This is a genomic window from Pseudoduganella rhizocola (assembly GCF_045984285.3).
Lineage (GTDB): Bacteria > Pseudomonadota > Gammaproteobacteria > Burkholderiales > Burkholderiaceae_D > Rugamonas.
In genome coordinates this window covers 200,565-225,176 of sequence record NZ_JBJQIK030000002.1, presented here as the reverse complement: position 1 = coordinate 225,176, position 24,612 = coordinate 200,565, and the positions used below count along the sequence as shown (strand labels likewise).

Here is a 24,612-nt window from a genome sequence, read left to right as displayed (position 1 = left end):
AACACGGGCAGGCTTGCCAATACCACGAACCAGCGGTCCAGGCACATGCTAGAATTTTTATGCCTCCTCGCAATAGTGCCAGGAAGCATTGACACAGGAATGAACGATGCGATTTTTCCCCTCCCGCCTGCTGATGCTGGCAGGCCTGCTTGCGGCCGTCCAGGCCATGGCTGCCGATCTTCCCTTGCTGCGCGAGCGCAGCGAAGGCCAGCGCCCCACGCTGATGCTGATTGGCGCGCCCCACTTCGCCAACTATAACCAGGACATCAGCAACACCACGGTACCGGACGTGCTGCCGGCACAGCGGCAGGCCGAGATAGCCCGCATTACGCAAGCCCTGCTGGCCTTCCGGCCCACCAAGGTCGCCGTCGAAATGCCGGCCAAACGGCAGGAAAAGCTGAGCGCCGCCTACCGCGACTACCTTGCCGGCAGCTACCAGCTGCGCCGCGACGAATATGAACAGCTCGGCATGCGCATTGCCGCCGCTGCCGGCCACAAGGATATTTACGGCATCGACTGGAACGAGATGCCGCCAGGGACCGTGGAAGACTTCGACTATGACGAATGGGCCACGAAGAACGGCCAATCCACGCTGCTGGCGCGGATTCGCGAGAACCCGGCCATTGCCGACGACAACCGGCAGCTGCACAGCACCACGGTGGCCGAGTGGCTGCTCAAATATAACCAGCCGGAAGCGCTGGCGCGCAGCCATCGCCGCTACTTCGATTTCGCCATGATCGGCAACAAGGAACAATATCCCGGCGCGAACTGGGTGGCCAACTGGTATGGCCGCAACCTGAAGATATTCAACAAGCTGGTAACGCTGGCGCCGCAGGCCGACGACCGCATCCTCGTGATCTACGGCGCGGGCCACATCTTCCTGCTGCGCGAATTTGCGCAGCAATCCGGCGCCTTTACCGTTGCCGATCCCCTGCCGCTGCTGCAGCAGGCCCGCTAAGGCCATACGCCATGCCCGTCCAGTACCTGCGCACATTCACCGCCGCCCAACGCACGGAGGCCGCGAACATTCGCCTGGGACGGGTACTGGCCTTCGTTGCGGGCGCCGTCAATGCCGGTGGCTTCCTGGCCGTGGGCCAGTACACCTCGCACATGACCGGCATCCTGTCTTCCATCAACGACAACCTCGTCACCGGCCATGTGGCGCTGGCATCGACCGCGCTGGGCTCCGTGCTGCTGTTCCTGCTGGGCGCGGCCACCTCGGCCATCTGCATCCACTGGGGACGGCGCCGCCGCGCCCATAGCGAATACGCCACTCCGCTGATGCTGGAAGCCGTGCTCCTGCTGGCATTCGGCCTGATCGGCGCCCGCCTGGAACAGGAACGCCTGCTGCTGCTCCCCGCCACGGTGGGTTTGCTCTGCTATGTGATGGGCCTGCAGAACGCCATGATCACCAAGGTATCGCGCGCCGAAATCCGCACCACCCACGTGACCGGCATCGTGACCGATATCGGCATCGAGCTGGGCAAGCTGGTTTACTGGAACCGCCACGGCGGGCACCCGGTGCGCGCCGACCTCACCAGGCTGCGCGTGCTGGCCTCCCTGCTCGGCATGTTCCTGCTGGGCGGGGCCGCCGGCGCGGTCGGCTTCCAGCAGATCGGCTTCCTGGCCACCGTGCCATTGGCCGCCCTGCTGCTCCTGCTGGCCTGGGTGCCCGTGATGGACGACCTGCTGGGCCGCCGCCGCCCGGACCACTGACGCGCGCGTTGCGATCGGGCGATTTTTTTCCCGCGATTCGAAAACCTGCTTGACGCACCCGGCAGGAAAAGTGACAATAAAATGGTAGCGCTATTCATTTAGCCAATAAAAGCATGGTAATACCATGACCATAGCCGCGGAGACACGGCTCACAACGATAAAGAGACGCAATGACCTCTACCCTGAGCCCGACGGGCAAACTTTCGGTCGTGGAAAAGATCGGCTACAGCCTGGGAGACCTGGCGGCCAACCTGATCTTCCAGACCCTGCTCACCTTCATCGCCTTCTTCTACACGGACGTCTACCGGATTCCGGCCAACGCCGCCGCCACCATCATCTTCCTCGGCGGCCTGGCGGGCGCCTGCTTCAATCCGCTGATGGGCCTGATCGCCGACCGCACCGTGACGCGCTGGGGCAAGTTCCGGCCATGGCTGCTGTGGACCGCGATTCCCTTCGGCCTGATCTCCATCCTGGCCTTCAGCACGCCGGACCTGGGCGACAACGGCAAGATCATCTACGCCACGCTGACCTACATCCTGCTGATGCTGGTGTACTCGGCCAACAACCTGCCCTACTCCGCCCTGAGCGGCGTGCTCACCGGCAGCATGCAGGAACGTAACAGCCTGTCCTCCTACCGCTTCGTGGCGGTGATGGTCGCCCAGCTGATCATCCAGGTGCTGCTGCTGCCGCTGGTGCTGATCCTCGGCGGCGGCGACAAGGTGGAAGGCTTCCGCAACACCATGATCATCTTCGCCGTGGCCGGCACCATCTGCTTCCTGGTCGCTTTCGCCACCACGCGTGAACGCATCGTGCCGACGGCGACCCAGCGTTCCAGCATCGGCCAGGATATCGGCGACCTGCTGCGCAACAAGCCATGGGTGGTGCTGCTGCTGGTGACTATCCTCGTCTTCGTCACGCTGGCGCTGAAGGGCGGCCTCTACATCTACTACTTCAAGAACTACCTCAGCGAAGCCGCATTGGCCCAGTTCCTGAAAGACATCGGCTTCATCGCCTTCATCGAACACCTGAACGCAGCGCTGGTGAGCATCGGCCTCACGCGCTTCCAGTGGCCGGAAGATCCCGCCACGTCGGCTTTCAGCCTGTTCAACGGCGCAGGCATCATCTGCATGATCATCGGTATCGGCTTCTCCTCGCCGCTGGCGGGCCGCTTCGGCAAGCGCAATGTGTTCGGGGCCGCGCTGCTGGCCGCCACGCTGTTCATGCTGGCCTTCTACATCTTCCCGCCGACCTCCATTGGCATGGTGTTCGGCTCGCAGATCCTGCACGGCTTCTTCTACGGCATCACCATCCCGCTGCTGTGGGCCATGATCGCCGACGTGGCCGACTACTCGGAATGGAAAAACAACCGCCGCGCCACTGCGCTGCTGTTCTCCGCAATGATCTTCGGCCTGAAAGCTGGCCTCAGCATCGGCAGTGCGCTGGTGGCAGGCCTGCTGTCCGGTTACGGCTACGACGGCGCGCAAGCCACCCAGCCGCAGACGGTGGCGGAGGGCATCCGCGTATCGATCAGCATTTACGCCTCGCTGCCCTTCCTCGCCACGGTGGCCCTGCTCTACTTCTACGAGATCAACAAGAGCGCCGAGCACCGCATCGAACAGGACCTGCTGACCCGCCGCGCGGCCGCAGCGAATTGAAAAGGTAAAAACATGCCCGAGCAACTGACCCCGGCCGAAGAAGCGGCCCTGCAGCGCGCCATCTCGCAGCCGCTGGTAACGCACATCTACACGGCCGACCCGTCGGCCCACGTTTTCGACGGCAAGATCTACGTCTACCCATCGCACGACATTGAAGCGGGCATTCCCTTCAACGACAACGGCGACCACTTCGGCATGGAAGACTACCGCGTGCTGTCGATGGACAGCCCGGACAGCCCCGCCACCGACCACGGCGTTGCCCTGCACGTGAAAGACGTGCCCTGGGCCGAGCGCCAGATGTGGGCGCCGGACGCCGCGCGCAAGGACGGCAAGTACTACCTCTACTTCCCGGCCAAAAAAGCCGATGGCATCTTCCAGATCGGCGTGGCCGTTGGCAACAAGCCGGAAGGGCCATTCACGCCTGAACCGAAGCCGATCGAAGGCAGCTATTCCATCGATCCCGCCGTGTTCGAAGACCATGGCGAGCACTATATGTACTTCGGCGGCATCTGGGGCGGCCAGCTGCAGAAATACCGCAACAACAGCTACGCGGCCGGCAACGAAGAACCGGCCGACGACCAGCCCGCGCTGACTGCGCGCGTTGCGCGCCTCACGGCCGACATGAAAGGCTTCGCTGAAGCGCCGCGCGATGTCGTCATCCTCGACGAACACGGCAAGCCGCTGCTGGCGGGCGACCACGACCGCCGCTACTTCGAAGGCCCGTGGATGCACAAGTACAAGGGCAAGTACTACTTCTCCTACTCCACCGGCAACACGCATTTCCTGTGCTATGCCGTTGGCGACAATCCCTACGGCCCCTTCACCTACCAGGGCATGATCCTCACACCGGTGATCGGCTGGACCACGCACCACTCCATCGTTGAATTCAAGGGCCGCTGGTTCCTGTATTACCACGACAGCAGCCTGTCGAAAGGCATCACCCATCTGCGTTCGGTGAAAGTGACGGAGCTGCACTACGACGAAGACGGCCGCATCAAAACCATCGACCCATACGGACTATGAAACAAAGAACATTCGGCCGCACCGGCGCACAGGTATCGGAAATCGGCTTCGGCGCATGGGCCATTGGCGGCGCATGGGGCGACGTATCGAAGGATGACGCCAAAGCCGCGCTGCACGCAGCGCTGGACAGCGGCGTGACCTTCATCGACACCGCCGACGTGTATGGTGACGGTCGCTCGGAACAGCTGATCGCGGAAGTACTGAAGGAACGCGGCGGCGAAAAACCCTTCGTCGCCACCAAGCTTGGCCGCCGCCTGTCTCCCCATGTGGCGGAAGGCTACACGAAGCAGAACATGACGGCCTTCGTCGAACGCTCGCTGGTCAACCTGCAGACCGATTGCCTCGACCTCGTGCAGCTCCACTGCCCGCCTCCGGCAATCTACTACCAGCAGGAAGTGTTCGGCCTCCTGGACGACCTGGCCACTGCCGGAAAGATCCGCCACTACGGCGTGTCGGTCGAAAAAGTGGAAGAAGCGCTGAAAGCGATCGAATATCCGAACGTGAAGAGCGTTCAGATCATCAACAACATCTTCAGGCAGCGCCCGGCGGGCCTGTTCTTCGCCGAAGCGAAGAAGCGCCAGATCGCCGTCATCGCCCGCGTGCCCCTCGCATCAGGCCTGCTGACCGGCAAAATGAGCGCCACTACCGCATTCGCCGCCGACGACCACCGCGCCTTCAACCGCAACGGCGAAGCCTTCGACAAAGGCGAAACCTTCGCCGGCGTGCCATACGACGTTGCGCTTGAAGTGATCGAAGAAATCCGCCGCCTGGTACCGCAAGACTTCACGATGGCAGACTTCGCCCTGCGCTGGATCCTGATGGAAGACGCAGTCAGCACCGTGATCCCCGGCGCGCGCAACGCCCAGCAAGCGCAAGCCAACACCCGCGCCAGCGGACTGCCCGCCTTATCAGCAGAAACCATGGCGGCGCTGCGCGACATCTACGCCAAGCGTATCGCGCAGTACGTGCACCACAGCTGGTGACATGGCGGGATGCCGTGATCAGAGTTTCTCGGCATCCTGCGTTATTCCCTGGTGATAGGCAATCTGCAGGATGGGATCCTTTTCACCCACGGCGAGGAACAACAGCTGAATGTTAGTTTTTCCCGCCGCCCATTCGGCAAGCTTTTGCTTCAGGATCCCATCCTGGCTCTTCTTGCTCAGCTCCTTGCCATATTTCGCTGACAAAGCCAGGTATAGCTCATCCCATTTTGAGGATGCATCCAGCGTGTCGCTGCCTTTATTCAGTGAGAGCGTAATCTGGTTCAGTTTCTTGTCCTTGAAATAAAACTCCGCCGTGAATTTCCGCTTCACGATTTCGATGTTCTGTACTTCAAGTGTCTGTACGGCGCCGTTTGGCAGGCTGCTCCCCTTCTTCGTTTTGACGGCCGATGGATTCACTTTCAGCACTTCCGCTTCAGTCATGCCGTAAACGCTGTCCTTCCAAAGCGTTTGCGCTGACGATGGAAGCTGCGCTGAAATCGCAAAGGCTGCAACGATCACGCGGAGAAATTTCATATGGTCCTCAAGGGCTGCTATGTGAGAAGCAAATATCTCACGGAACATGCATGGAAGCAAAAAGAAACCCAGCCGTTACGCTGGGTTTTCGATACTACCGTCAATAAGGCCTCTACCGTAGCCGCGCTTTAGTGTCCGTGGATGGCGCATTGGGCGCCGTCGCCAGCGCCACGATTGCAGTCCCGGCGGCAAGGATGAGGGCATCCTCGATCAGACCGCTGCGCGTCTGGCCAATCCGTGCCATGGCGCGCTTGCGGCCGGCGAGCGTGAGGTAAGCAAGCGGCACGGCGGTTGCCACCGCGACCGCAGCCCCCGCAGTCTCCTTACCCTTCGGCGCCAGCGCAGCGCCCGCGATTCCCGCACTTGCCACGCGGGCCATCAGGCCCAGTGGAACAGTGCGGTCCGGCGCGGTCTTCATCTTGTCTCCTGCCATTTCTCCAAGGCCCATCGCCATGGCCCCGTATTTGAACAGCGGACGATCCAGCAGCATCAATTCGCCCGGCGTGCGGCGGCCAAACCGGCGTGCGGCCGCAATGGTAGCCATCGGCGTCATCGCCCGTGCACTGGCAACGGCGCCAATCAGGGCGGAGGAGAGAAGATTACGAATATTCACGGTTCAGCTCCTGATGATCAAAACCTCAGGTTACGAACCGCAGCGCGCTCTGTCTGTTAGCTAGGGCATATAGCGGCGCTCAGTATGCTCCCAACAGCCTGTCCAGAGCGCCCTGAATCAGAAATTGATGCGCCCGAGCCGACGCGACGTTTACTTTGAGCTCGCTTGCGGGAACGGCGCCGAGTTGTGGCGTGTCCATAACGTATTCGTCCCCATCGATTGCAATAATAGGGAACAGGTCTGCCGGAAGAGTCATTGAAGGGAACGCCGACAGAGGCCGGAGGGGAACCACTATTCTCGTTGCCAGGCCACTGATCACATTGCTTTGCACATCGATGAGGTAAGGGATGTTCCGGCTATTCCTACCTGGGTTGATGAAGACGTCGAAGCGGCTCATCAGAACGACCGCCACTCGTCAAGCGCCACCCCCTCCTCCTCTACCCTGCGATTGTATGCAGCAAGAAAATCCGCATGCTCTACATTCCATTGCTGCTCCATCCGCGATTGAATCTCCTCGCGTAAACGCTCCTCGCAGACCTGCGAGATGTTAATACCAAGTTTCTTCGCAGCTTGATAGACATCCAACGACAAGGTGATGTTGGTTGCTTTCTTGGCAGGCTGCTTTTCTTGGAGAGGAACAGCTTTCATGACGACCAATGCGCATCAGAAATGGAGGAGATTGTGCGCATTATAGCCCTCCCAACAATCTTCATGCCGCCAACACGCAACAATGACGGTTTGCCTGGCACGAGCACTGAGCATTCAGTAAAAAAGTAACAGTTAGTATAAAAATTTTCTCATACGATAGCCTTAAGTTCACCTTTTCCCGTCTGCATCGTATATGCTCGCATGATAGGTTGTGTTACCGTTCAGCATCGATAATTGACAGACTCACACCTATTCGCTCAAGTAATTTATTATCAATAGGAAATTTATGGCAACTACCAAAAGTGCAAATGGCCGTAGGCCTGGAAGCAAAAATCACTCTCCACGTGAGGATCGACTCATAGCTCAAGTTGCCGCGCTAAAAGCTAGTCTTGCAGCGGAAAAGTTGAAGGGCAAGGTAAAGGACGCAGAGAAAAAAGAACTCCGTGTTGCTTTGGCAGCAGCGAAAAAGGCACCGCCAAAGAAGTAAAGGGAGGATGACGTTACCGTCAAACCTTGGCCAAACCCAATTTTCACGCGCCACCATCAGGTGGCGCTTTTACGCCTCTTGGCTGTGCAAGCCAGTATGGACGGTCTGGAACTCCAAATTGCAACCCTGTGGGTTGGAGGTGGTTCTCGGAATATTATGTCATCTCTCCTTGATTGGAACACCACGAACAAGGATAGCCAAGTGCTCCTCAAGCTGGGTGCCACATCTAAGTGCCCAAGCAATCCCCGCCCAGTGTACTAACCTCGGGCCACCGTAAGTAAATAGACAGTTCCTGAAACGCAAAAACCCAGCCGGGTTAGGGCTGGGTTTTTGGCATGCTGCTGAATTCTGGCTCCCCGACCTGGACTCGAACCAGGGACCTGCGGATTAACAGTCCGTCGCTCTACCGACTGAGCTATCAGGGAAAAGAGGCCGCATTATAGACGGCCACTTTCAGGCTGTCCAGTACTTAGAACGAGCCTTTGAACTGCACACCCCACTGGCGCGGCTCGTTGATGAAGCCGGTCAGGTTGTTGAAGTCGATGGCGCCGGTGATGCGCTGGGTGTCGGTGATGTTACGGCCGAACGCGGCGATTTCATACTTGCCGCCTGCCCAGTTGTAGCCCACGCGCAGGCCGCCTTCGGTCATGGCCTTGCCTGTGAACTCGGTGGCTTCGTACAGGAAGAAGTTTACCTTGCTGCGGTAGGACCAGTCGGTCAGCACGAACAGGTTGCCGTCGGCCAGAGGGATGTTGTAACGCGCGCTGGCGTTGATGATCCACTTCGGCGCCTGCGGCAGCGGGTTGCCGTCGATGACCACGCGCCCGGCTGCGTTGATCGGGTTCGTCACCGTGCACTGCGCGCACTTGTTCACCGACAGGGACGGATCCTTGATCTCGGTGAAGTTGTACGAGGCGCTGGTGGCGATCTTGAAGTCCGGCGTCACGAAGCCTTCCAGTTCCGCTTCGATGCCGCGGCCCTTGGTCTTGGCAGCGTTAATCAGCTTGGTGACGTTGGAGTTACCACCCACCACGGTCAGCTGCTGGTTCTTCACGTCGTAGTCATACACGCTCAGCGAGGCGCGTGCGCGGCGGTTCAGCAGGTCCGCCTTGATGCCGGCTTCGTAGGAGGTGATGGTTTCCGCATCGGCCACGGTGATTGGCACCGAGGTCGAAGCTGCGCCAACCGACGGCGCGCGGAAGCCGGTTGCCACGCGGGCGTACACGCTCACGTCCGGGTTCACGGTGTAGGTGCCGCTCAGGTCCCAGTTGAACTTGTCCTTGTCGGAGTGGATCGACTGCGGGCCAACCAGCACGGTGTTGATGGCTTCCACGGTGCGGAAGTCTTTCACGTCCTTGGTGTAGCGCAGGCCGCCGCGCACGGTCAGGGCTTCGCTCACCGCGTAGTTCACGGAGCCGAAGACGGCCGAAGCACGGTTCTTCTGTTCGCTCACCACGCGCGAGGTGCGGGCGCCGGCCGGGTTGTAGTTGTCGCTGCCGCCTTGTGCGTCTTCGTTGAAGAAGTAGAGGCCAGCCTGCCAGCTCAGAGGACCGGCTTTCTTGGACTCGACACGGAACTCCTGCGAGTACTGCTGCAGTTCAGGCAGCACGCTGGCCGTCTCCACCGGGAACGGCACTACGCCTGGGCCGGATGGGTTGCCGCCGTCGATGTCGCCGCGGCTGTTGTAGTCCTTGATGCTTTCGTAGCCGGTGATGGAGTACAGCTTCACGGCCCCCAGGTCCCAGCTCAGGCGGATATTGCCGCCCTGGGTATCCAGGTTCTGGTAGTTCTGGCCGTTGGTGTAGATTTTTTCCGCGTCGAAGCCGTCAACGAAGTCGTTGGTGCCCTTCTTGATGATATTGGCGCGGAACAGGCGCGAGCTGCCCACGCTGGTGCGCTGGTGGATGTTGAACAGCGCATTGAAGGTGCCGTTTGGCTGGAACAGGAACTGCACGCGTTCGGCGTGCTCGTTGTAGCCTTCCATCGAATCCGGCTGGTTCAGGAAGGCGTTGGACACGTAGTCGTCGCGGTGCTGGCGCAGCGTGGAAACGCGCATCGCCCACTGGTTCGACAGCGGGATGTTGGCGGCGGCTTCCACGTTCGCGGTGGCGTGCGTGGCGTAGGACAGGTTGTAGTAGCCTTCGATGCCTTTCAGGCTAGGCTTGGCGGACTCGAACTTGACCACGCCGGCCGGGGTGTTGCGGCCGAACAGGGTGCCTTGCGGACCGCGCAGGACTTCCACGTTCTGCAGGTCGAACATCGGGTAGCCCTTCAGGATCGGGTTTTCCTGCACCACGTCGTCATAAATCAGGGAGACAGGCTGCGAAGCAAAGATGCTGAAGTCGGCATTGCCGTAGCCGCGGATGTAGAAGCGCGGGAACACGCGGCCGGTGGAGGATTCCACGTTCAGGCTTGGCACCTTACCGGCCAGCACGCGGATGTCCTGGCCGCCGGACAGGATCACGTCCAGCTTTTCATTGGCGATGGTGGAGACCGATACCGGCACTTCCTTGATGTTCTCGGTGCGGCGCTGGGCCGTCACGGTCACGGTTTCCAGCTGGCCGCTGGCGGTTTGGGTCGTTGCCTGGGTAACTTCCTGGGCCATGGCGGCCAGGGGCATCACGGCGCTGAGGGCGAGGAGACGCTTGTGCATCCGGGACAGTTTCATTGTCAGTATTCCTTGGTTAGAAATTTGCGAAGCAAAACGCTGTCTCCCGTTCTCTTCTTTGGCTTGCTATCGGATAGATAACAAAAAGCCGCGTCTGTGCGCGGCTTGTGGGTGTAATTTCGCGGACCGCAAGGTTAATGGTTTTTCCATCACCTGTCAAACCGTCAACGGTAGGTCAAGCGGCGCCACCATTTCTCCGCTGGGCCACTGTCATGGCGGGCCAGCCAGAAGTTGCTGCCGGCAAGCTGCACGATGTAAATGCAGACTGCCACCATCAGCGCGCCTGCCAGATTGAGGCGTCCCGAGAGGCCAAGGCCGTAGTGATAGAACAGCAGCATGCAGATCAGCGTCTGTGCAAGATAGTTCGTCAACCCCATGCGGCCGGCATTCCCAATCCAGCGCAGCACCGGGCTGGCGCTGGCCTGGCACAGCATGGCAAGGCCGATCAGATAGCACACGCTCAACAGGGGCGTAGCGGCAAACTCCGCAATCGCGAACAGCGCGCGTTCGAGCGCGAAGGCGTTCGGCAGCGGATGCCACTGCAAGACCGGCAAGCTGGAAAATGCTTTCAGGAGCAAAGCAGGTAGCAGAAGCCAGCGCGCCACATTCAGCAGCTGCCCCTTCAGTTCAGCGAGACGGTGGAACACGCGGGTCTTGCCCCGCAATGAGGCCGAGCAGGAACATGATCTCGTATTGCAGCCAGCTCGCCATGCCGTTCTGTATCGACATCACATGGAGCATGGCGACGCCGAGCTTTTGCATGCTCATCACCTCCAGCACGCCGCCGGTCTGCCATGTCTTGAGCACCTGCATGATCACGACGTCCGTTTGCGCCTGGCTGGCGGCAAGCGATTCCGGGGTGGCAGTAGACAGGAGTAGTTTGGCCAGTTGTATCAACAGGCCAGCCAGTGCAAGGCCTGCGATCCACTTCCACAATACCGCAACGGTTTTGCGGTTGAAGTACAACAGCGTGAAGCCCAACAGTGCATATTTATGCAGGATGTCGCCGAACCAGAATACCAGTCCATGCACCAGTCCTATCGCGAGCAGCAGCCAGAGGCGGCGCTTGAACAGCCTGTCGCCATCCAGGCCAAGCTTCCGGTTCTTCTCCATCATCAGGTAAAAGCCCAATCCAAAGAGGAAGCTGTAGATCGTGTAGAACTCCCCTTTGACCAACAGGTGCAGCGCAAACTGGAGGGGCTCATAGGAAGCCGGCTGGTCCAGCTGCAGCGCATACACCTGCTCGGGCCGCAGGAACAGGAACAATGCGTAAGTCTGGATATTGATCAGCAAAATCCCCAGCAATGCCATGCCGCGAATTACGTCAATGGCCGGAACGCGTGTTGTGTGCTCGCTCATCATGCATACCTCAATGTTTCCAAAATGCATTTATTATGAGCGGAATTACAAAACAGAACAATACCAATAGTAAAAAAGCCCAGCCGACGGGGGCTGGGCTTTCATTGGTCATACAGGATATCAGGCGCCGCAGCTTCCCAGCGTTGCATCCTTTTTCAGGTGTGCCGGAACGGCGCTTGGCGACACGCAGATTTCATGCGAGGACTGGCCGGCCTTTTTGCAGACCTTCACCTTGTTGCCGCCGCCGCAGCGTGCGTCGATTACGGGAATCGTCACTGAACCCGCGGCGCTGCAGGCGTTCTGGTTGCTGGCCTGGACCGCGATGGTGTAGCTGCCTGCCGCCGCCGGTGTGAACTGGGTAACGGCGCCGCTGGTGTTGCTCAGGCCTGCGGCGGGCGACCAGGTGTAGCTGCTGATCGAGCCGCTGGCTGCATCGGAAGCAGTCAGCGTCAGGCTTTGCGCCCCGTATCCGAGAACGATGGTGTTGGCCGGCGCGTTGGTGTCGGTCGTATCGGAACGGCTTACGGCAAGCTGCGGCTGCGGCACTGCGCCCAGCACGGTCACGGTAGCCGGCGCGGTCGCCACGTTGCCTGCCTTGTCGGTCACGCTCAGCACCACTTCGTTGGCACCGATATTGCTGCAACTGAAGGAGTTCGGGCTCACGCTGCGGGAATCGATGCCCCAATTGTCGGTGCTGCCGTTGTCCACGTCGTCGGCGGTGATGCTCACATTGCCCGCCACCAGCGTACGTTCGATCGCGCGGGTCTGCACTACCGGCGCCTGCTTGTCGTTGCTCGTGGTGTTGGATGCGGCGCTTTCGTGGTGCAGGCGGTTCAGCGCAGTAACGGCGTAGTAGTAGTACTTGCCTGCCGCGATGGCGCCGTCGGTATAGCTGGTCTCATTGCTGTCGGTGAGAGCCAGCAGGTTGTCGCGGTTCTCAAGGTCGATGTTGGGCTGCTCGGAGCGGTAGATCGCGTAGCGGCGGGCCTTGTCGAATTCATCCGCGCCCTCTGCCCTGCTCCATGCCAGCGTCAGCGAGCCGTTGTCGTTCAGGGTGGAACCCAGCTCTCCTGTCGCCGCGGGCACGGTGCTGTCTTTCCACAGCATGGCCGGCAGCATGGCCGGCTTGTTGTAGATATTGTCCTTGAGGTCCGTGCGGTAGCCCAGCGCGTTCTGCTGCAGGAAGGCGTGGCGGAAGTGGATCTGGCCCGCGATATGGCTGCTGCCGCGGTTCATCGCGATCTGGTTGGCGATCTGCGCGGGGCTGGTCCAGCCGGCGGTGTTCATCTTGTAGTCGGCCAAGCCGATGTACATGTGGCGGTCGAAGGCGTTCTCGTTCCACCATGGCACCAGCAGCTGATAGTCCGAGCCGGCCTGGCCGATATACCAGTAGACCTGCGGCGCGAGGTAGTCGATCCAGCCGCTCTGCAGCCACTTGCGCGAATCGGCGAACATGGCGCTGTAGTGCTGCAGCGCGCCTGCCGACGTTGGCGAGCCGACGGCAGGGTCGGTGCTGCTGCGGTAGATGCCGGACGGCGAAATGCCGAACTTCACCCAGGGCTTGAGGGCGGTGATGCTCTGGCCCACACTGGCGATCAGCAGATTGATATTGTCACGGCGCCAGTCGGCGCGGCCTTCCGGCGTGTTCGGGAAGCCGCGCGGATCGGCATTGTAGGCCGCATCGTCAATCGTGGCCGGGGTGCCGTTCGGGTAGAAGTAGTCGTCGAAGTGGATGCCATCCACGTCGTAGCGCTGCACGATGTCCATCACCACCGCGTGCACGTGCTCGCGCACTGCGGGCAGGCCGGGGTTGAGGATCTGCACGGTGCCGATGGTGAGCAGCCATTCGGGATGGGTGCGCGAAACGTGGGTGGGGCCATACATCGCGTTATTGCCGGCGTTCGAGAGCGTGGCCACGGCGCGGTAGGGGTTGATCCAGGCGTGGAATTCGAGGCCGCGCTTGCGGCTCTCGCCGATGGCGAACTGCAGCGGATCCCAGGCGGGCGATGGCGCGGTGCCCGAACTGTTGGTCAGGTAGTAGGACCATGGTTCCAGCGTGCTGGCATACATGGCGTCGGACTGGCTGCGCACCTGGAAGTAGGCGGCGTTCATGCCGGTGGCCTTGTTGTGGTCAAGAATGGCAGTCAGCGCGGCGCGCTGCTGGTCGGGAGTCTGGGTGCGTACCGGCCAGTCCAGGCTGATGTGGGTACTGATCCAGACGCCGCGCATTTCGCGCTTCGGGGCAGTGGTTTGGGCATGGCTCTGGCCTGCGGCGAGCAGGCACAGGGCCGCGGCCGCACATAGTAGTCTCTTCATAGTCCTCGTATTTATTCTGAGTGGTTAAAGGGGACACAACGTCCATGGCGTTATGTTCTTTTTACAAGGTGGCTGGTAAAGACTATGCGTGCACGATTGGCGCGCCCAATGAATTTTCAGGAATGGGTCATAACTTTTGGTATGGGTTTTTTAATACCACTTTCGAGGAAGGAGGAGTTCAGGGCTTGCTGCCCAAGATTACTTTCGCGCTGCCCAGTCCCTCGCTGGCGGCGGTGACGACGATCGGCCCGCCCTTGCCTGCTTTGGTGCGCACGATGGCCAGCGCCAGCCCGTTGTAGACGGCGCGCTCCGGCGACTGGAAGGAGACGTGGCTGGTGGCGTCGCCGTTATCGGTGGCCACCAGTTCCGCCGGGCCACTCACGCTGAAGCGCACCTTGTTGCTGGTGCGCGGCACCATGCGGCCGTCACGGTCGGTAACGGCCACCGTCACGAAGGACAGGTCCTTGCCGTCGGCGGCCAGTGCGCTGCGGTCGGCGGTCAGCGACAGCTTTGCGGGGGCGCCCGTGGTCTGCACCGTGTCTTCCGCCCAGGGCTTGCCCTGCTTGTAGACCAGTGCACGCACCGTGCCGGGCTGGTAGACCACATCGTCCCAGCGCAGGCGGTAGTCCTTGGCGCCGCGCTTCTTGCGGCCCTGCGATTTGCCGTTGACGAACAGCTCGGCCTCATCGCCCGACGTGTAGAGGTGCACCGGCGTGACCTGCCCGACGCGCTCCGGCCAGTTCCAGTGCGGCAGCAAGTGCGCCATCGGCAGCTCGGGACGCCAGCGCGCCTGGTAGAGGTAGAAGCGGTCTTTCTTGAAACCCGCCAGGTCCACGATGCCGAAATAGGAGCTGCGCGAGGGCATGGGAATCTTGCGCAGCGCCGCCAGCTCCTTCGCGGCGCGTTCGCGCTCGGCAGGGTCGGTAAAGTTCAGCACATTGGTGGAGTCGGCGTTGTATGGCGTTGGCTCGCCGAGATAATCGAAGCCGGTCCACACGAATTCACCTGCCGTGAACGGGCTTGCGTCCAGCCCGCGGAACTCCACGTCGGGCGACCAGGCCCACGGCGGCGCGGTCAGGTCGTAGCTGCTGACCTGGAAGTTCACCGCGCCCTCGCGCTTGTCGTCGCTGACCGGGAAGAAGTATTCGCCACGCGAGCTGACGGTGGACGCGGTTTCGCTGCCGTAGACCGGGATATGCGGCGAGCTGCGGTGGAACTTCGCATATTCCTCCGGCTTGTAATTGAAGCCCAGTACGTCCACGGCAGTCTGGAAGCCGTTGTAGCCGGAGGCGATGTGATTGAATCCGCCAGTGGTCGGCCGCGTGCGGTCTTCGCTGCGCACGATGGCCGCCAGGTGCGCCGCCATCTTCCAGCCTTCGGGCTGGCCCTGTTCCATGATCTCGTTCCCGATGCTCCACATGATCACGCTGGGGTGGTTGCGGTCGCGCTGCACCATGGCGCGCAGGTCTTTTTCGTGCCATTCGTCGTACAGCGTGCTGTAGTCCTTCGGTATTTTTCCGGTGCGCCAGGCGTCGAAGGCTTCTTCCACGATCAGGATGCCCATGCGGTCCGCCAGCTCCAGCAGCTCGGGGGCGGGAGGATTGTGCGTGGTGCGGATGGCATTCACCCCCATCTCGCGCAGGATCTCCAGCTGGCGTTCCAGCGCGCGTACGTTCAGCGCCGCGCCCAATGCGCCAAGGTCATGGTGCATGCTCACGCCCTGCAGCGGCACGTGCTCGCCGTTGAGCAGGAAGCCGCGTTCCGCATCGAAGACGGCAGTGCGGATGCCGAACGGCGTCTCCACTTCATCCACCACCCTGCCCTCGCCGCTCACGGTCGTAACAGCGGCGTAGCGCTGCGGCGAGCGCACGCTCCACAGCTTCGGCTGCGCGAGCTGCAGCGACTGCGCCAGCAGGATCTGGCGGCCGGCGCCAATCTTGGCCAGCGGCGAAGCTTCGCTCTGCACCAGCGCGGGCCCGCTGCGGCGGCCTGCCGCATCCAGCGCATAAATTGCGGTGGAGACTTGCGCCGCCGTATCGCTGCCCTTGTTGTCCAGCGTGACCTGCACATTGACGGTGGCTGCATCGGCCTTCACGATGGGCGTGGTAACAAAGGTGCCGTTATGCGCCACATGCAGCGGCGAGGTCTTCACCAGCCACACATTGCGGTAAACGCCGCCGCCCGGATACCAGCGCGAGGACTGGGGCGGATTGTCGACGCGGATCGCCACCACGTTGTCAGCACCGGCCTTCAGATGCGGCGTGAGGTCAACCCGGAACGAGGCATAGCCATATGGCCAGCCGCCAACCTGTTTGCCGTTCAACCAGACCGTCGCATGCGACATGGCGCCGTCCACGTCAAGGTAGACGCGGCGGCCCGCATCGCTCGCCGGGGAAACGAAGTGCTTGCGGTACCAGGCCACGCCCCACCATTCCAGCTTGCCGGTCTCGCCGTCGTATTCCTGCCTGAACGGGCCTTCGATGCCGAAATCATGCGGCAAGTCCAGCTTGCGCCAGCCCTTGTCGTCGGCATCGGCGCCGCCCGCAGGTTCGCCTTTCATGAAGAGCCAGCCGGCATTGAAGGAGGTCCGCTCGCGCACACCCTGTTCGGCGGCATGGGACGGAAGGGACAGCGCCATTACGGCTGCAGTCATGGCCAGCATGGGAACAGGTCGCATTGGAATTCAGGGTCCGGTGAAAGAAAAACGTAGTATCGGCCGCGTATGGTCATTTGAATAATCAGAAATCGGCATAGGATTTTGCCAAAACAGGATAGCTCCGGCGCGCGGCTGGCAGCGCCAGTTGCTTTATTCGCTATAATTGCCCGTCATTTTCCAGGGGGTTTGCGTGGGTGCGTCGATTCGTCAGGGGACAAAGTGGGCCATGCGCGGCAGATTGCTGCGCGCAGTGCTGCTTGGCCTGGCCTGCGCGGCCCCGGCGCCGGCGCTGCCGGCCGACCCGCCTGAATCCTCGCTGCAGGTGCTGCACTGGTGGACTTCCGCCAGCGAGCGGCGCGCCGCCAAAGTGCTGGCAACGCGCCTGGGCGAGGAAGGTATCGAATGGAAGGACAACGCGGTGCCCGGCGGCGCCGGACTGGGCGCAGGCAAGGTGCTCAAGAGCCGCGTGCTGGCGGGCGACTCGCCCGGAGCCACGCAGATCATCGGCGTTTCGGTCGGCGAATGGGCGGAACTGGGCCTGCTGCGCGGCTTCGACAGCGTGGCGGTGGCCGGTAATTGGAACCGCGTGCTCTTCCCCACCGTGTATTCGCTGGTGCAGCATGACGGCCATGTGGTGGCCGCGCCGCTCGGCATCCACCGCATCAATACCCTGTTCTACAACCGCAAGCTGTTCGCGCGCCTGCAGCTGCCGCCGCCCGCCAACTGGAGCGAATTCGAACAGGCCGCGCGCAAGCTGCGCGCGGCGGGCATCACGCCGCTGGTGCAAAGCAGCGAGCCATGGCAGGTGGCCACCCTGTTCGAGAACCTGGTGCTGGCCGAGAGCGGGCCGGAATACTACCGCCAGCTCTTTGTGCGCCTGAATCCGCAAGCCGCAGCGGACAAGCGCCTGCTGCAAGCCCTGACGCACCTGCGCACCATGAAGGGCTGGATGCAGTTGCCGCTGGAAGAACAGTCCTGGACCGATGCCGTGCGCCGCTTCGCGCGCCGCGATGGCGCCATGCTGGTGATGGGCGACTGGGCCAAGGCCGAACTGAATGAATGGGGCTATGCCACCGACGACGAATTCTCCTGCGCCCCGATGCCCGGCACCGCCAAGCTGCACCTGTACAGCGTGGACACGCTGGCCATGCTTGGCGCCGAAGGCAGCCGCATGGCGGCGCAGGAGAAGCTGGCAAAGCTGGTGGTCACGCCGGCCGTGCAGCAGCAGTTCAATGCGGCGAAAGGCGCAGTGCCGGTGCGGCGCGATGCCGATCCATCGGGCATGGACAGCTGCGCCCGCGATTCCTGGACCACCTTCGCCAGCGGCGCCGCAGTGCAGGCGCCCAGCCTGGTGCACCGCATGGCGGCCGATGAACAAAGCCGCGACGCCATCATCGCCGAAGTGCACCGCTACTTCATGAACGACAACGTCACCGAAGCCGACGTGCAGCGCCGCCTGGCGGCCGTGCTGCGCGCGCTGAATTCGCGCCGGCGCAACTGACCGGCCAACACGAGGGAACAGCATGTTACGCAAGATCCTGATTGTCGACGATGACCAGAAAACCCGGATGCTGCTCAAGACGTATCTGGAGAAGAACCAGTACGAAGTGATCCTCGCGCACAACGGCGAGAGCTTCCTGTCCGAGTTGCACCTGCATGCCGGGCAGCTGTCGCTGGTGATCCTGGATGTGATGCTGCCGGATACGGACGGCTTCGCGCTATGCCGCATCGTGCGCCAGCAATCGAATGTGCCCATCATCATGCTCACCGCCAGCTCGGACGAAACGGACCGCGTGGTCGGCCTGGAACTGGGCGCCGACGACTACATCGCCAAGCCCTACAGCCCGCGCGAGCTGCTGGCGCGCATCAAGGCCATCCTGCGCCGCGTATCGGCCGAACCGGCTGCAGCACCGCGTTACTACCGCTTCAACGGCTTCACCCTCGATGCGCTGGAACGCAAGGTGGTGGACAGCGAAGGCCAGCCCCTCGCGCTTACCGGCCTCGATTTCCAGCTGCTGAAGTATTTCGTCGATCATCCCGGCGATATCCTGGACCGCAGCATCCTGTGCGAAGAAACGCGCGGGCGCGACGCCGGTCCTTTGGACCGCTCGCTGGACGTGCAGATCAGCCGCCTGCGCCTGCGCCTGAACGACGACGGCAAGCAGCCCATGCTGATCAAGACCGTGCGCGGCGCAGGCTATGTGTTCTCGGCGGACGTGAGCGTTTCCCATGTCTGAACGGCGGCGCTGGTGGCCGCAGTCGCTGCTCGGCCGCCTGTCGCTGGTCATGGTGGCCGGCCTGCTCATCACGCAAATCGTGGGCAGCGTCATCTGGGCCACCCAGCTGCGCGCCAAGGCCGAAACGGATGCACGCTCCGCCGCCCAGTACCTGGGCCAGGGCGCCGCCAGCTCGATCCGCTTCTTCCGCAGCCTGCCGCCCAGCTACCGCAGCCTGCTGATCCAGCAGCTGCGCGAAATGGGCGGCACGCGCTTCTTCGTCTACCAGAACCGCGCCTATGTTCCGGTGCCTGCCATCGCGCCCAATGCGCTCGCCGATACCGCGCTGGAGACGGTGGGCGCCACCCTGCGCAAGGACCTGCAGCACGACCAGTTCCGCCTCGCCTTCGCCTGGCCCGACCAGCTGGCCGTGTCGCCGGACGGCGTGCACCTGAGCGAACTGCCGGAGAGCTGGGTGCGCCATATCCTGCTGCCCAAGCCGGACCCCGCGCCCATCCTCGTGATCCAGACCGAGCTCGAACCGGGCAACTGGCTGTACATGGCAACGCTGATGCCGAACCCCTACTTCCTGAGCAGTAACGACCCGCTGTCGTCGGACCGCCTGGTGCTGCAAGGCCTGTCGCTGGCCGCCGTGCTGCTGCTCTCCATTCTCGTGGTGCGTTCGATCACGCGCCCGCTGGCCGCGCTGTCCGATGCCGCCGAGGCCTTCGGCAAGGACGAAGCCGCGCCTGCCCTGCCAGTGACCGGCAGCCGCGAATTCCTCAACACGGCGCGCGCCTTCTCCGCCATGCGCGAGCGCATCGCACGCTATATCGCCGACCGCGAGCGCCTGTTCATCTCCATTTCGCACGACCTGCGCACGCCCATCACCCGCCTCAAGCTGCGCGCCGAACTGCTGGATGACGAAGGCCTGCGCAACGACTTCGAGGAAGACCTCGATGAGCTGGACATGATGGTCAAGGGCGCCCTGCAGTGCGTAAAGGACAGCGACATCCACGAGAACCCGGCCGAGATCCGCCTCGACAGCCTGATCAAGCGCCTGGTGCGCAGCGCCCAGCTGGCGGGCCACAGCGTGGCCTTCGACGGCACTGGCATCGTGGTGCGCGGCAAGCCGCTTGCGCTGAAGCGCGCCATCGGCAATCTGCTCGACAACGCGCTGTTCTACGGCGAGCGCGCCGAGATCAGCGTGCGCACCGTCGATGGCTGGGTAGAGATCGCCGTGCGCGACCACGGCCCCGGTGTGCCGGACGACGCCTTCCCCAGCCTGTTCGAGCCCTATGTGCGCCTGGCGCATGGACGCGAACGGAATGACGGCGGCATGGGCCTGGGCCTGGGCATTGCACGCGGCGTGATCGAAGGCCACGGCGGCAAGCTGCTGCTGGCGAATCATCCCGAAGGCGGCCTCAATTCCGTGATCCGGCTGCCTGCATGACGTTAGCTTGCAACGTGTTTTGTAATGTTTTGTAAGCCTGCCTGACGTAGCGTTGCGGGCCTATATGCGAGGTGGCGGGCCCAATGTAAGGTTACGTAAGCACACGACATGCGGCGCAATAAAAAACCCAAATAAAATCAATTACTTAGTCGCACAATGCGGCGCAATGCCGCCTGCTGGTGTCACACAGCAAGCCTTGCTAGCATGAACTTATCGGCAAGGTTTGACGCATTCACACTCCCCTCATTGGTGTGAATTTGCCCGGCGCCACTGCTGGCGGCGCCGGTTTTTTTTCAGCCGAGATGACGCTAACGAAATAAAAAATACCAACCGGAGAGAGCATGTCTGAGCTATTGATTCGCAAAAAATACCTGCCCCACGTGATTGCCATGATTGTTGGTGGCACCGCCTTACCGGGCCACGCGGCCGGCCAAACCAGCGGCGCCGCCGCGGAAGACGCTCCTTCAGTCGTGGAAGTACGCGGCATCCGCGAAACGCTGAAGCGCAACCTCGCGGAAAAACGCGATGCGATGAATATCGTGGACAGCGTAACGGCCGAAGACCTGGGCAAGTTCCCGGACAAGAACGTGGCCGACTCCCTGCAGCGCGTGCCCGGCATCTCGGTGGACCGCACCTGGGGCGAGGGCCGCGACATCTTCGTGCGCGGCACAGACAAGAACCTGAACATGACGCAGCTGAACGGCCAGTCCGTCGCTTCCGCCTACTGGTGGAAAAACGATGCGCAGAGCCGCGGCTTCAACTACGACATCCTGCCGTCCGAACTGGTGGGCAGCCTCGATGTGTACAAGAGCCCTTCCGCCGACCTCGATGAAGGCAGCATCGGCGGCCTGGTGATCGTGAAGACCCGCAAGCCATTACAGTTCAAGAAGCCCTTCACCGCGCAGTTCTCCGCCGAAGCCACCTACAGCGACCTGCCGGAGAAAACCGATCCGCAACTGTCCGGCCTCGTGGCATGGAAGAACGAAGCGAAAACCTTCGGCGCGCTGATCGCGCTGAGCCGCCAGAAGCGCACCATGCGCCGGGACGGCCTGGAGAACTTCACCGACGCCACCAAGTACAACATCGTTGACCAGAACGGCACGGTCACGCCGGGCACCTACGCATCGTGGGGCGGCGGCTCGGCCATCTTCCGCCAGGACCGCGAGCGCACCACCGGCAACGTCACCCTGCAGCTGCGCCCTACTTCCAATTCCGACTTCTCGCTGAACTACCTGAATTCGGATATGGACATGGACAACAACAACCAGAACTACCTGTGGCAGGCAGGCGGCCTGGCGGATGCCAACGGCACGCTGCGCGTGACCAACCCGCGCTTCATCACCACGTCGGACGGCACCAAGGCGCTGGTGGGCGGCACCGTGGGCCCGACCACCGGCGTATCCTTCGAACCGATTTACCGCGAGGCTTATATCAAGTCCAGGGTACTGGACCTGGAAGGCAACGTGGACGGCGACAACTGGAAACTGCACACACAGGTGGGCACCACCTCGGGCGCGGGCGGCAGCGAACATGACCGCAATTTCTGGTTCACCGGGAACACCCGCGCCACCATCAACCTCGCACCGGACACCTACGAAGTCAGCTACCTCGATATGAGCCCGCTGGACCCGACCAAGCTCACGCTGCAGAACGCGCGCGACTGGATCCGCCGCATGGAGAGCAAGGAGAACTACGGCCAGGCCGACTTCACGCTGGACGTGGACAACAGCTTTATCAAGAGCGTGAAAGTGGGCGCCAAGCTGCGCGACAATACAGTGAAGAACCGCCGCACTATCGGCACCGTTGGTCCGGGCAGCACCGGCTGGCAGTCCTTCTCGCTGGCGGACCTGTCGACCGGGCCGTCGCCGATGCTGAGCCAGGAAGCGGCCACCAAAGGCTCGCTCACGCAATACGCGTGGGTGGATGACGGCCTCGCCTTCAGCAAGGGCTTCCCGATGTACGACAAAGGCATGGTGTACAAGGAAGCGAAAGGCGAGTACTACCGCATCAAGGAACGCATCTCCGCGCTGTACGGCAAGGCCGAATTCGGCTACGACAAGCTGCGGGGCGACTTCGGCCTGCGCTATGTGCGCACCCGCCAGACTTCCGAAGCGAACCAGGACCTGAGCGGCACCGGCAACTACACGCTGGGCAGCGTGGAACGCACCTACAACGACCTTCTGCCAAACGTGAACTTCGTGTACGAACTGCGGCGCGACCTGCTGGTGCGCGGCGCCGTATCCCGCGTAATGGCACGTAACACCTTCAGCGACCTGAGTGCCAGCACGGAAGTCAGCGGCACCACCAATGCGGCCACCGCAGGCAATCCGCTGCTGAATCCTTACCACGCCAACCAGGCGGAGATCGGCGCCGAGTGGTACTTTGCCGATGCGTCGCTGCTGTCCGCCACGGCTTTCACCAAGCGCCTGGACACCTTCATCTACACCTCCACCGCCGTGGAAAACGTGGCAGGCGTGCAGCGCCCCGTCACCCGCCCGCACAATGCGGACAACGGCGCGACGATCAAGGGCCTGGAACTGCAATGGCAGCAGTCCTTCGGCAACGGCTTCGGCGCCATCGTGAACTACACCTTCACCGACGCCAAGGCCGGCTCCGTGGCCGGCGGCCGCAAGCTGAATGTGGTGGGCAACTCGCGCAACCAGCTCAACGCCAGCGGCTACTACGAACGTAACGGCTACAGCCTGCGCCTGTCCTACAACTACCGCTCCAAGTCCTACGGTGGCTTGAACGAAGGCGGCCAGGATGTGAACAGCGCCTACGGCCAGTGGGATGCAACGGCGAACTGGGATATCAACCCGACCTACAGCCTGTATGCCTCGGCCGTGAACATCAACAATGAAGTCATCCGCACCAACACCACGGACGGCCTGCCGGTTGGCGTCTATGAAAACGGTGCGCGCTACAGCGTGGGCCTGCGTGCGAAGTTCTGAGCGTATGAAGAATCAGGCAATGCAAGCCGAAACAGCGGCAGGCAGTTCCAGGGACGTAGCGGTGGCAATGGCCTTCATCGGGCTGATGTTCTTCATCCTCGGCTTCGTCACCTGGCTGAACGGCTCCCTGATCCCCTTCCTGAAAATTGTTTGTGACCTGAACAATTTTCAGGCCCTGTGGGTCACGTTCGCCTTCTACATCGCCTATACGGTGATGGCCTTGCCGGCGGCGGCGGTGCTGCGCCGCACCGGCTACCGCAAAGGCATGGCGCTGGGGCTGGGCGTCATGGCGGCCGGTGCGCTGCTCTTCATCCCGGCCGCGCGCACCACCTGGTATGGCTTGTTCATGCTGGCCCTGTTCACGCTGGCCACCGGCATGACGCTGATGCAGACCGCGATCAATCCCTACATCGTGTGCATCGGCGCGCGCGACAGCGCCGCCATGCGCATCAGCGTGATGGGCCTGCTGAACAAGGCGGCCGGCGTGATCGTGCCGCTGGTGTTCTCCAGCCTGATGTTGTCCGGCATGGGGCACTACTCGGATGCGGAGCTGGCCGCCATGACGCCCGTGGCGCGTGATGCGCTGCGTTCCGAACTGTCGCTGCGCCTGGTGTTTCCCTATGCGGCCATGGCGGGCTGCCTGCTGCTGGTGATGCTGCTGGTGCGTTTCTCGCCGCTGCAGGAAATCGCCGGCGAGCAGGCGGAAACGCCGGTGGAACGCTTCGGCGTACTGCGCTTCCCGCAGCTGGTGCTCGGCGCCCTGTCGCTGTTTGCCTACGTGGGCGTGGAGGTCATTGCGGGCGACACCATTGGCCTGTACGGGCATAACCTCGGCGTGGAAAAGTTCGGCATCCTCACCTCGTACACGATGAGCTTCATGGTGCTGGGCTATATCGTGGGCGTGCTGGCGATACCGAAGTTCCTGTCGCAGAAGGAGGCCTTGCTGCTGTCCGCCGTCAGCGGCATCGCCTTCACGGCGGGGGTGGCGCTCAGTTCACCGGTGAGCACCGGCATTTCGGAAGTGCTGGTGACGTGGGCCGGCGTGCCTGCCGTGCCGGATACCGTGATGTTTCTCGCCATGCTGGGCTTCGCCAATGCACTGGTGTGGCCGGCCATCTGGCCGCTCGCGCTGGAAGGCCTGGGCAAATATACGGCCAGCGGTTCCGCCCTGCTCATCATGGGCATTGCCGGCGGCGCCCTGCTGCCCATGCTGTACGGCCACCTGTCCGACACGCGCGGTTCGCAGGCGGCTTACTGGGTGATGCTGCCCTGCTACGCGCTGATCCTGTTCTACGCGGTGAAAGGCCACACCATCCGCTCCTGGCGCTAGCCCG

Annotated in this window: 20 protein-coding genes and 1 tRNA gene; 11 read left to right on the top strand and 10 right to left on the bottom strand. The window is 62.2% G+C overall.

Annotated features, from left to right (window positions below):
• Positions 1–106 precede the first annotated feature (106 nt).
• The 5 genes from ACJRPG_RS04635 (at position 107) to ACJRPG_RS04615 (ending at position 5,377) form a co-directional block, all read left to right on the top strand.
• Positions 107–958, top strand: coding sequence for a DUF5694 domain-containing protein (locus tag ACJRPG_RS04635; RefSeq protein ID WP_407998872.1), 852 nt, complete (start codon positions 107–109; stop codon positions 956–958).
• An 11-nt stretch (positions 959–969) separates the two neighbouring features.
• The gene (locus ACJRPG_RS04630; protein WP_407998871.1) at positions 970–1,716 is read left to right on the top strand and encodes a YoaK family protein; all 747 of its coding nucleotides are present in this window, start codon (positions 970–972) and stop codon (positions 1,714–1,716) included.
• Between the two features lie 170 nt (positions 1,717–1,886).
• Positions 1,887–3,371: an MFS transporter gene (locus ACJRPG_RS04625; protein ID WP_407998870.1), complete on the top strand. Its 1,485-nt coding sequence runs from the start codon at positions 1,887–1,889 to the stop codon at positions 3,369–3,371.
• A 12-nt stretch (positions 3,372–3,383) separates the two neighbouring features.
• Positions 3,384–4,394, top strand: coding sequence for a glycoside hydrolase family 43 protein (locus tag ACJRPG_RS04620; protein WP_407998869.1), 1,011 nt, complete (start codon positions 3,384–3,386; stop codon positions 4,392–4,394).
• Positions 4,391–5,377 (top strand): aldo/keto reductase, encoded by a 987-nt coding sequence (locus tag ACJRPG_RS04615; RefSeq protein WP_407998868.1) that lies wholly within the window; start codon positions 4,391–4,393, stop codon positions 5,375–5,377. The genes ACJRPG_RS04620 and ACJRPG_RS04615 overlap by 4 nt, the downstream gene beginning before the upstream one ends.
• Positions 5,378–5,395: 18 nt before the next feature.
• On the opposite strand, the gene ACJRPG_RS04610 is transcribed toward ACJRPG_RS04615, so the two are convergent.
• From ACJRPG_RS04610 to ACJRPG_RS04595, 4 genes are all read right to left on the bottom strand, one after another.
• The gene (locus tag ACJRPG_RS04610; RefSeq protein ID WP_407998867.1) at positions 5,396–5,911 is read right to left on the bottom strand and encodes an HI_1492 family protein; all 516 of its coding nucleotides are present in this window, start codon (positions 5,909–5,911) and stop codon (positions 5,396–5,398) included.
• Between the two features lie 112 nt (positions 5,912–6,023).
• Positions 6,024–6,524 (bottom strand): hypothetical protein, encoded by a 501-nt coding sequence (locus tag ACJRPG_RS04605; protein ID WP_407998866.1) that lies wholly within the window; start codon positions 6,522–6,524, stop codon positions 6,024–6,026.
• A 79-nt stretch (positions 6,525–6,603) separates the two neighbouring features.
• Complete coding sequence (locus tag ACJRPG_RS04600) at positions 6,604–6,921, bottom strand: CcdB family protein (RefSeq protein WP_407998865.1); 318 nt, start codon at positions 6,919–6,921, stop codon at positions 6,604–6,606.
• Complete coding sequence (locus ACJRPG_RS04595; RefSeq protein WP_407998864.1) at positions 6,921–7,172, bottom strand: type II toxin-antitoxin system CcdA family antitoxin; 252 nt, start codon at positions 7,170–7,172, stop codon at positions 6,921–6,923. The genes ACJRPG_RS04600 and ACJRPG_RS04595 overlap by 1 nt, the downstream gene beginning before the upstream one ends.
• A 286-nt stretch (positions 7,173–7,458) precedes the next feature.
• Here ACJRPG_RS04595 and ACJRPG_RS04590 point away from each other — a divergent pair, with 286 nt between their 5' ends.
• On the top strand, positions 7,459–7,659 hold the full coding sequence (locus tag ACJRPG_RS04590) for a hypothetical protein (protein ID WP_407998863.1): 201 nt from the start codon (positions 7,459–7,461) through the stop codon (positions 7,657–7,659).
• Between the two features lie 349 nt (positions 7,660–8,008).
• On the opposite strand, the gene ACJRPG_RS04585 is transcribed toward ACJRPG_RS04590, so the two are convergent.
• From ACJRPG_RS04585 to galB, 6 genes are all read right to left on the bottom strand, one after another.
• Positions 8,009–8,084 (bottom strand) — tRNA-Asn (locus ACJRPG_RS04585).
• A gap of 44 nt (positions 8,085–8,128) precedes the next feature.
• Positions 8,129–10,327 (bottom strand): TonB-dependent receptor, encoded by a 2,199-nt coding sequence (locus tag ACJRPG_RS04580; RefSeq protein ID WP_407998862.1) that lies wholly within the window; start codon positions 10,325–10,327, stop codon positions 8,129–8,131.
• A 164-nt stretch (positions 10,328–10,491) separates the two neighbouring features.
• Positions 10,492–10,932: a DUF418 domain-containing protein gene (locus tag ACJRPG_RS04575; protein WP_407999377.1), complete on the bottom strand. Its 441-nt coding sequence runs from the start codon at positions 10,930–10,932 to the stop codon at positions 10,492–10,494.
• Between the two features lie 22 nt (positions 10,933–10,954).
• The gene (locus tag ACJRPG_RS04570) at positions 10,955–11,689 is read right to left on the bottom strand and encodes a DUF418 domain-containing protein (RefSeq protein ID WP_407998861.1); all 735 of its coding nucleotides are present in this window, start codon (positions 11,687–11,689) and stop codon (positions 10,955–10,957) included.
• Positions 11,690–11,806: 117 nt separating this feature from the next.
• Positions 11,807–14,002 carry a family 10 glycosylhydrolase gene (locus tag ACJRPG_RS04565; RefSeq protein WP_407998860.1) on the bottom strand — a complete coding sequence of 732 codons (2,196 nt, stop codon included), beginning with the start codon at positions 14,000–14,002 and terminating at the stop codon, positions 11,807–11,809.
• A gap of 178 nt (positions 14,003–14,180) precedes the next feature.
• Positions 14,181–16,679 carry a beta-galactosidase GalB gene (gene galB, locus ACJRPG_RS04560; RefSeq protein ID WP_407998859.1) on the bottom strand — a complete coding sequence of 833 codons (2,499 nt, stop codon included), beginning with the start codon at positions 16,677–16,679 and terminating at the stop codon, positions 14,181–14,183.
• A gap of 205 nt (positions 16,680–16,884) precedes the next feature.
• Here galB and ACJRPG_RS04555 point away from each other — a divergent pair, with 205 nt between their 5' ends.
• The 5 genes from ACJRPG_RS04555 to ACJRPG_RS04535 all read left to right on the top strand — a co-directional run bounded on the left by ACJRPG_RS04555 (position 16,885) and on the right by ACJRPG_RS04535 (position 24,608).
• The gene (locus tag ACJRPG_RS04555) at positions 16,885–18,159 is read left to right on the top strand and encodes an ABC transporter substrate-binding protein (protein ID WP_407998858.1); all 1,275 of its coding nucleotides are present in this window, start codon (positions 16,885–16,887) and stop codon (positions 18,157–18,159) included.
• Between the two features lie 22 nt (positions 18,160–18,181).
• On the top strand, positions 18,182–18,895 hold the full coding sequence (locus ACJRPG_RS04550; RefSeq protein WP_407998857.1) for a response regulator: 714 nt from the start codon (positions 18,182–18,184) through the stop codon (positions 18,893–18,895).
• Positions 18,888–20,327 (top strand): ATP-binding protein, encoded by a 1,440-nt coding sequence (locus tag ACJRPG_RS04545; RefSeq protein WP_407998856.1) that lies wholly within the window; start codon positions 18,888–18,890, stop codon positions 20,325–20,327. Before ACJRPG_RS04550 ends, ACJRPG_RS04545 begins: the two co-directional genes overlap by 8 nt.
• 341 nt (positions 20,328–20,668) lie before the next feature.
• Positions 20,669–23,278, top strand: a complete 2,610-nt coding sequence (locus ACJRPG_RS04540) for a TonB-dependent receptor (protein WP_407998855.1) — start codon at positions 20,669–20,671, stop codon at positions 23,276–23,278.
• Positions 23,279–23,297: 19 nt separating this feature from the next.
• Complete coding sequence (locus ACJRPG_RS04535; RefSeq protein ID WP_407998854.1) at positions 23,298–24,608, top strand: sugar MFS transporter; 1,311 nt, start codon at positions 23,298–23,300, stop codon at positions 24,606–24,608.
• The last annotated feature ends 4 nt before the right edge of the window (positions 24,609–24,612 follow it).

Coding starts and splice junctions, on each gene's coding strand:
- ACJRPG_RS04620 (WP_407998869.1), top strand. CDS start 3,384: ATGCCCGAGCAACTGACCCCGGCCGAAGAAGCGGCCCTGCAGCGCGCC.
- ACJRPG_RS04630 (WP_407998871.1), top strand. CDS start 970: ATGCCCGTCCAGTACCTGCGCACATTCACCGCCGCCCAACGCACGGAG.
- ACJRPG_RS04615 (WP_407998868.1), top strand. CDS start 4,391: ATGAAACAAAGAACATTCGGCCGCACCGGCGCACAGGTATCGGAAATC.
- ACJRPG_RS04595 (WP_407998864.1), bottom strand. CDS start 7,172: ATGAAAGCTGTTCCTCTCCAAGAAAAGCAGCCTGCCAAGAAAGCAACC.
- ACJRPG_RS04550 (WP_407998857.1), top strand. CDS start 18,182: ATGTTACGCAAGATCCTGATTGTCGACGATGACCAGAAAACCCGGATG.
- ACJRPG_RS04625 (WP_407998870.1), top strand. CDS start 1,887: ATGACCTCTACCCTGAGCCCGACGGGCAAACTTTCGGTCGTGGAAAAG.
- ACJRPG_RS04540 (WP_407998855.1), top strand. CDS start 20,669: ATGTCTGAGCTATTGATTCGCAAAAAATACCTGCCCCACGTGATTGCC.
- ACJRPG_RS04565 (WP_407998860.1), bottom strand. CDS start 14,002: ATGAAGAGACTACTATGTGCGGCCGCGGCCCTGTGCCTGCTCGCCGCA.
- galB (WP_407998859.1), bottom strand. CDS start 16,679: ATGCGACCTGTTCCCATGCTGGCCATGACTGCAGCCGTAATGGCGCTG.
- ACJRPG_RS04545 (WP_407998856.1), top strand. CDS start 18,888: ATGTCTGAACGGCGGCGCTGGTGGCCGCAGTCGCTGCTCGGCCGCCTG.
- ACJRPG_RS04635 (WP_407998872.1), top strand. CDS start 107: ATGCGATTTTTCCCCTCCCGCCTGCTGATGCTGGCAGGCCTGCTTGCG.
- ACJRPG_RS04555 (WP_407998858.1), top strand. CDS start 16,885: ATGCGCGGCAGATTGCTGCGCGCAGTGCTGCTTGGCCTGGCCTGCGCG.
- ACJRPG_RS04580 (WP_407998862.1), bottom strand. CDS start 10,327: ATGAAACTGTCCCGGATGCACAAGCGTCTCCTCGCCCTCAGCGCCGTG.
- ACJRPG_RS04590 (WP_407998863.1), top strand. CDS start 7,459: ATGGCAACTACCAAAAGTGCAAATGGCCGTAGGCCTGGAAGCAAAAAT.
- ACJRPG_RS04535 (WP_407998854.1), top strand. CDS start 23,298: ATGCAAGCCGAAACAGCGGCAGGCAGTTCCAGGGACGTAGCGGTGGCA.
- ACJRPG_RS04570 (WP_407998861.1), bottom strand. CDS start 11,689: ATGATGAGCGAGCACACAACACGCGTTCCGGCCATTGACGTAATTCGC.
- ACJRPG_RS04600 (WP_407998865.1), bottom strand. CDS start 6,921: ATGAGCCGCTTCGACGTCTTCATCAACCCAGGTAGGAATAGCCGGAAC.
- ACJRPG_RS04610 (WP_407998867.1), bottom strand. CDS start 5,911: ATGAAATTTCTCCGCGTGATCGTTGCAGCCTTTGCGATTTCAGCGCAG.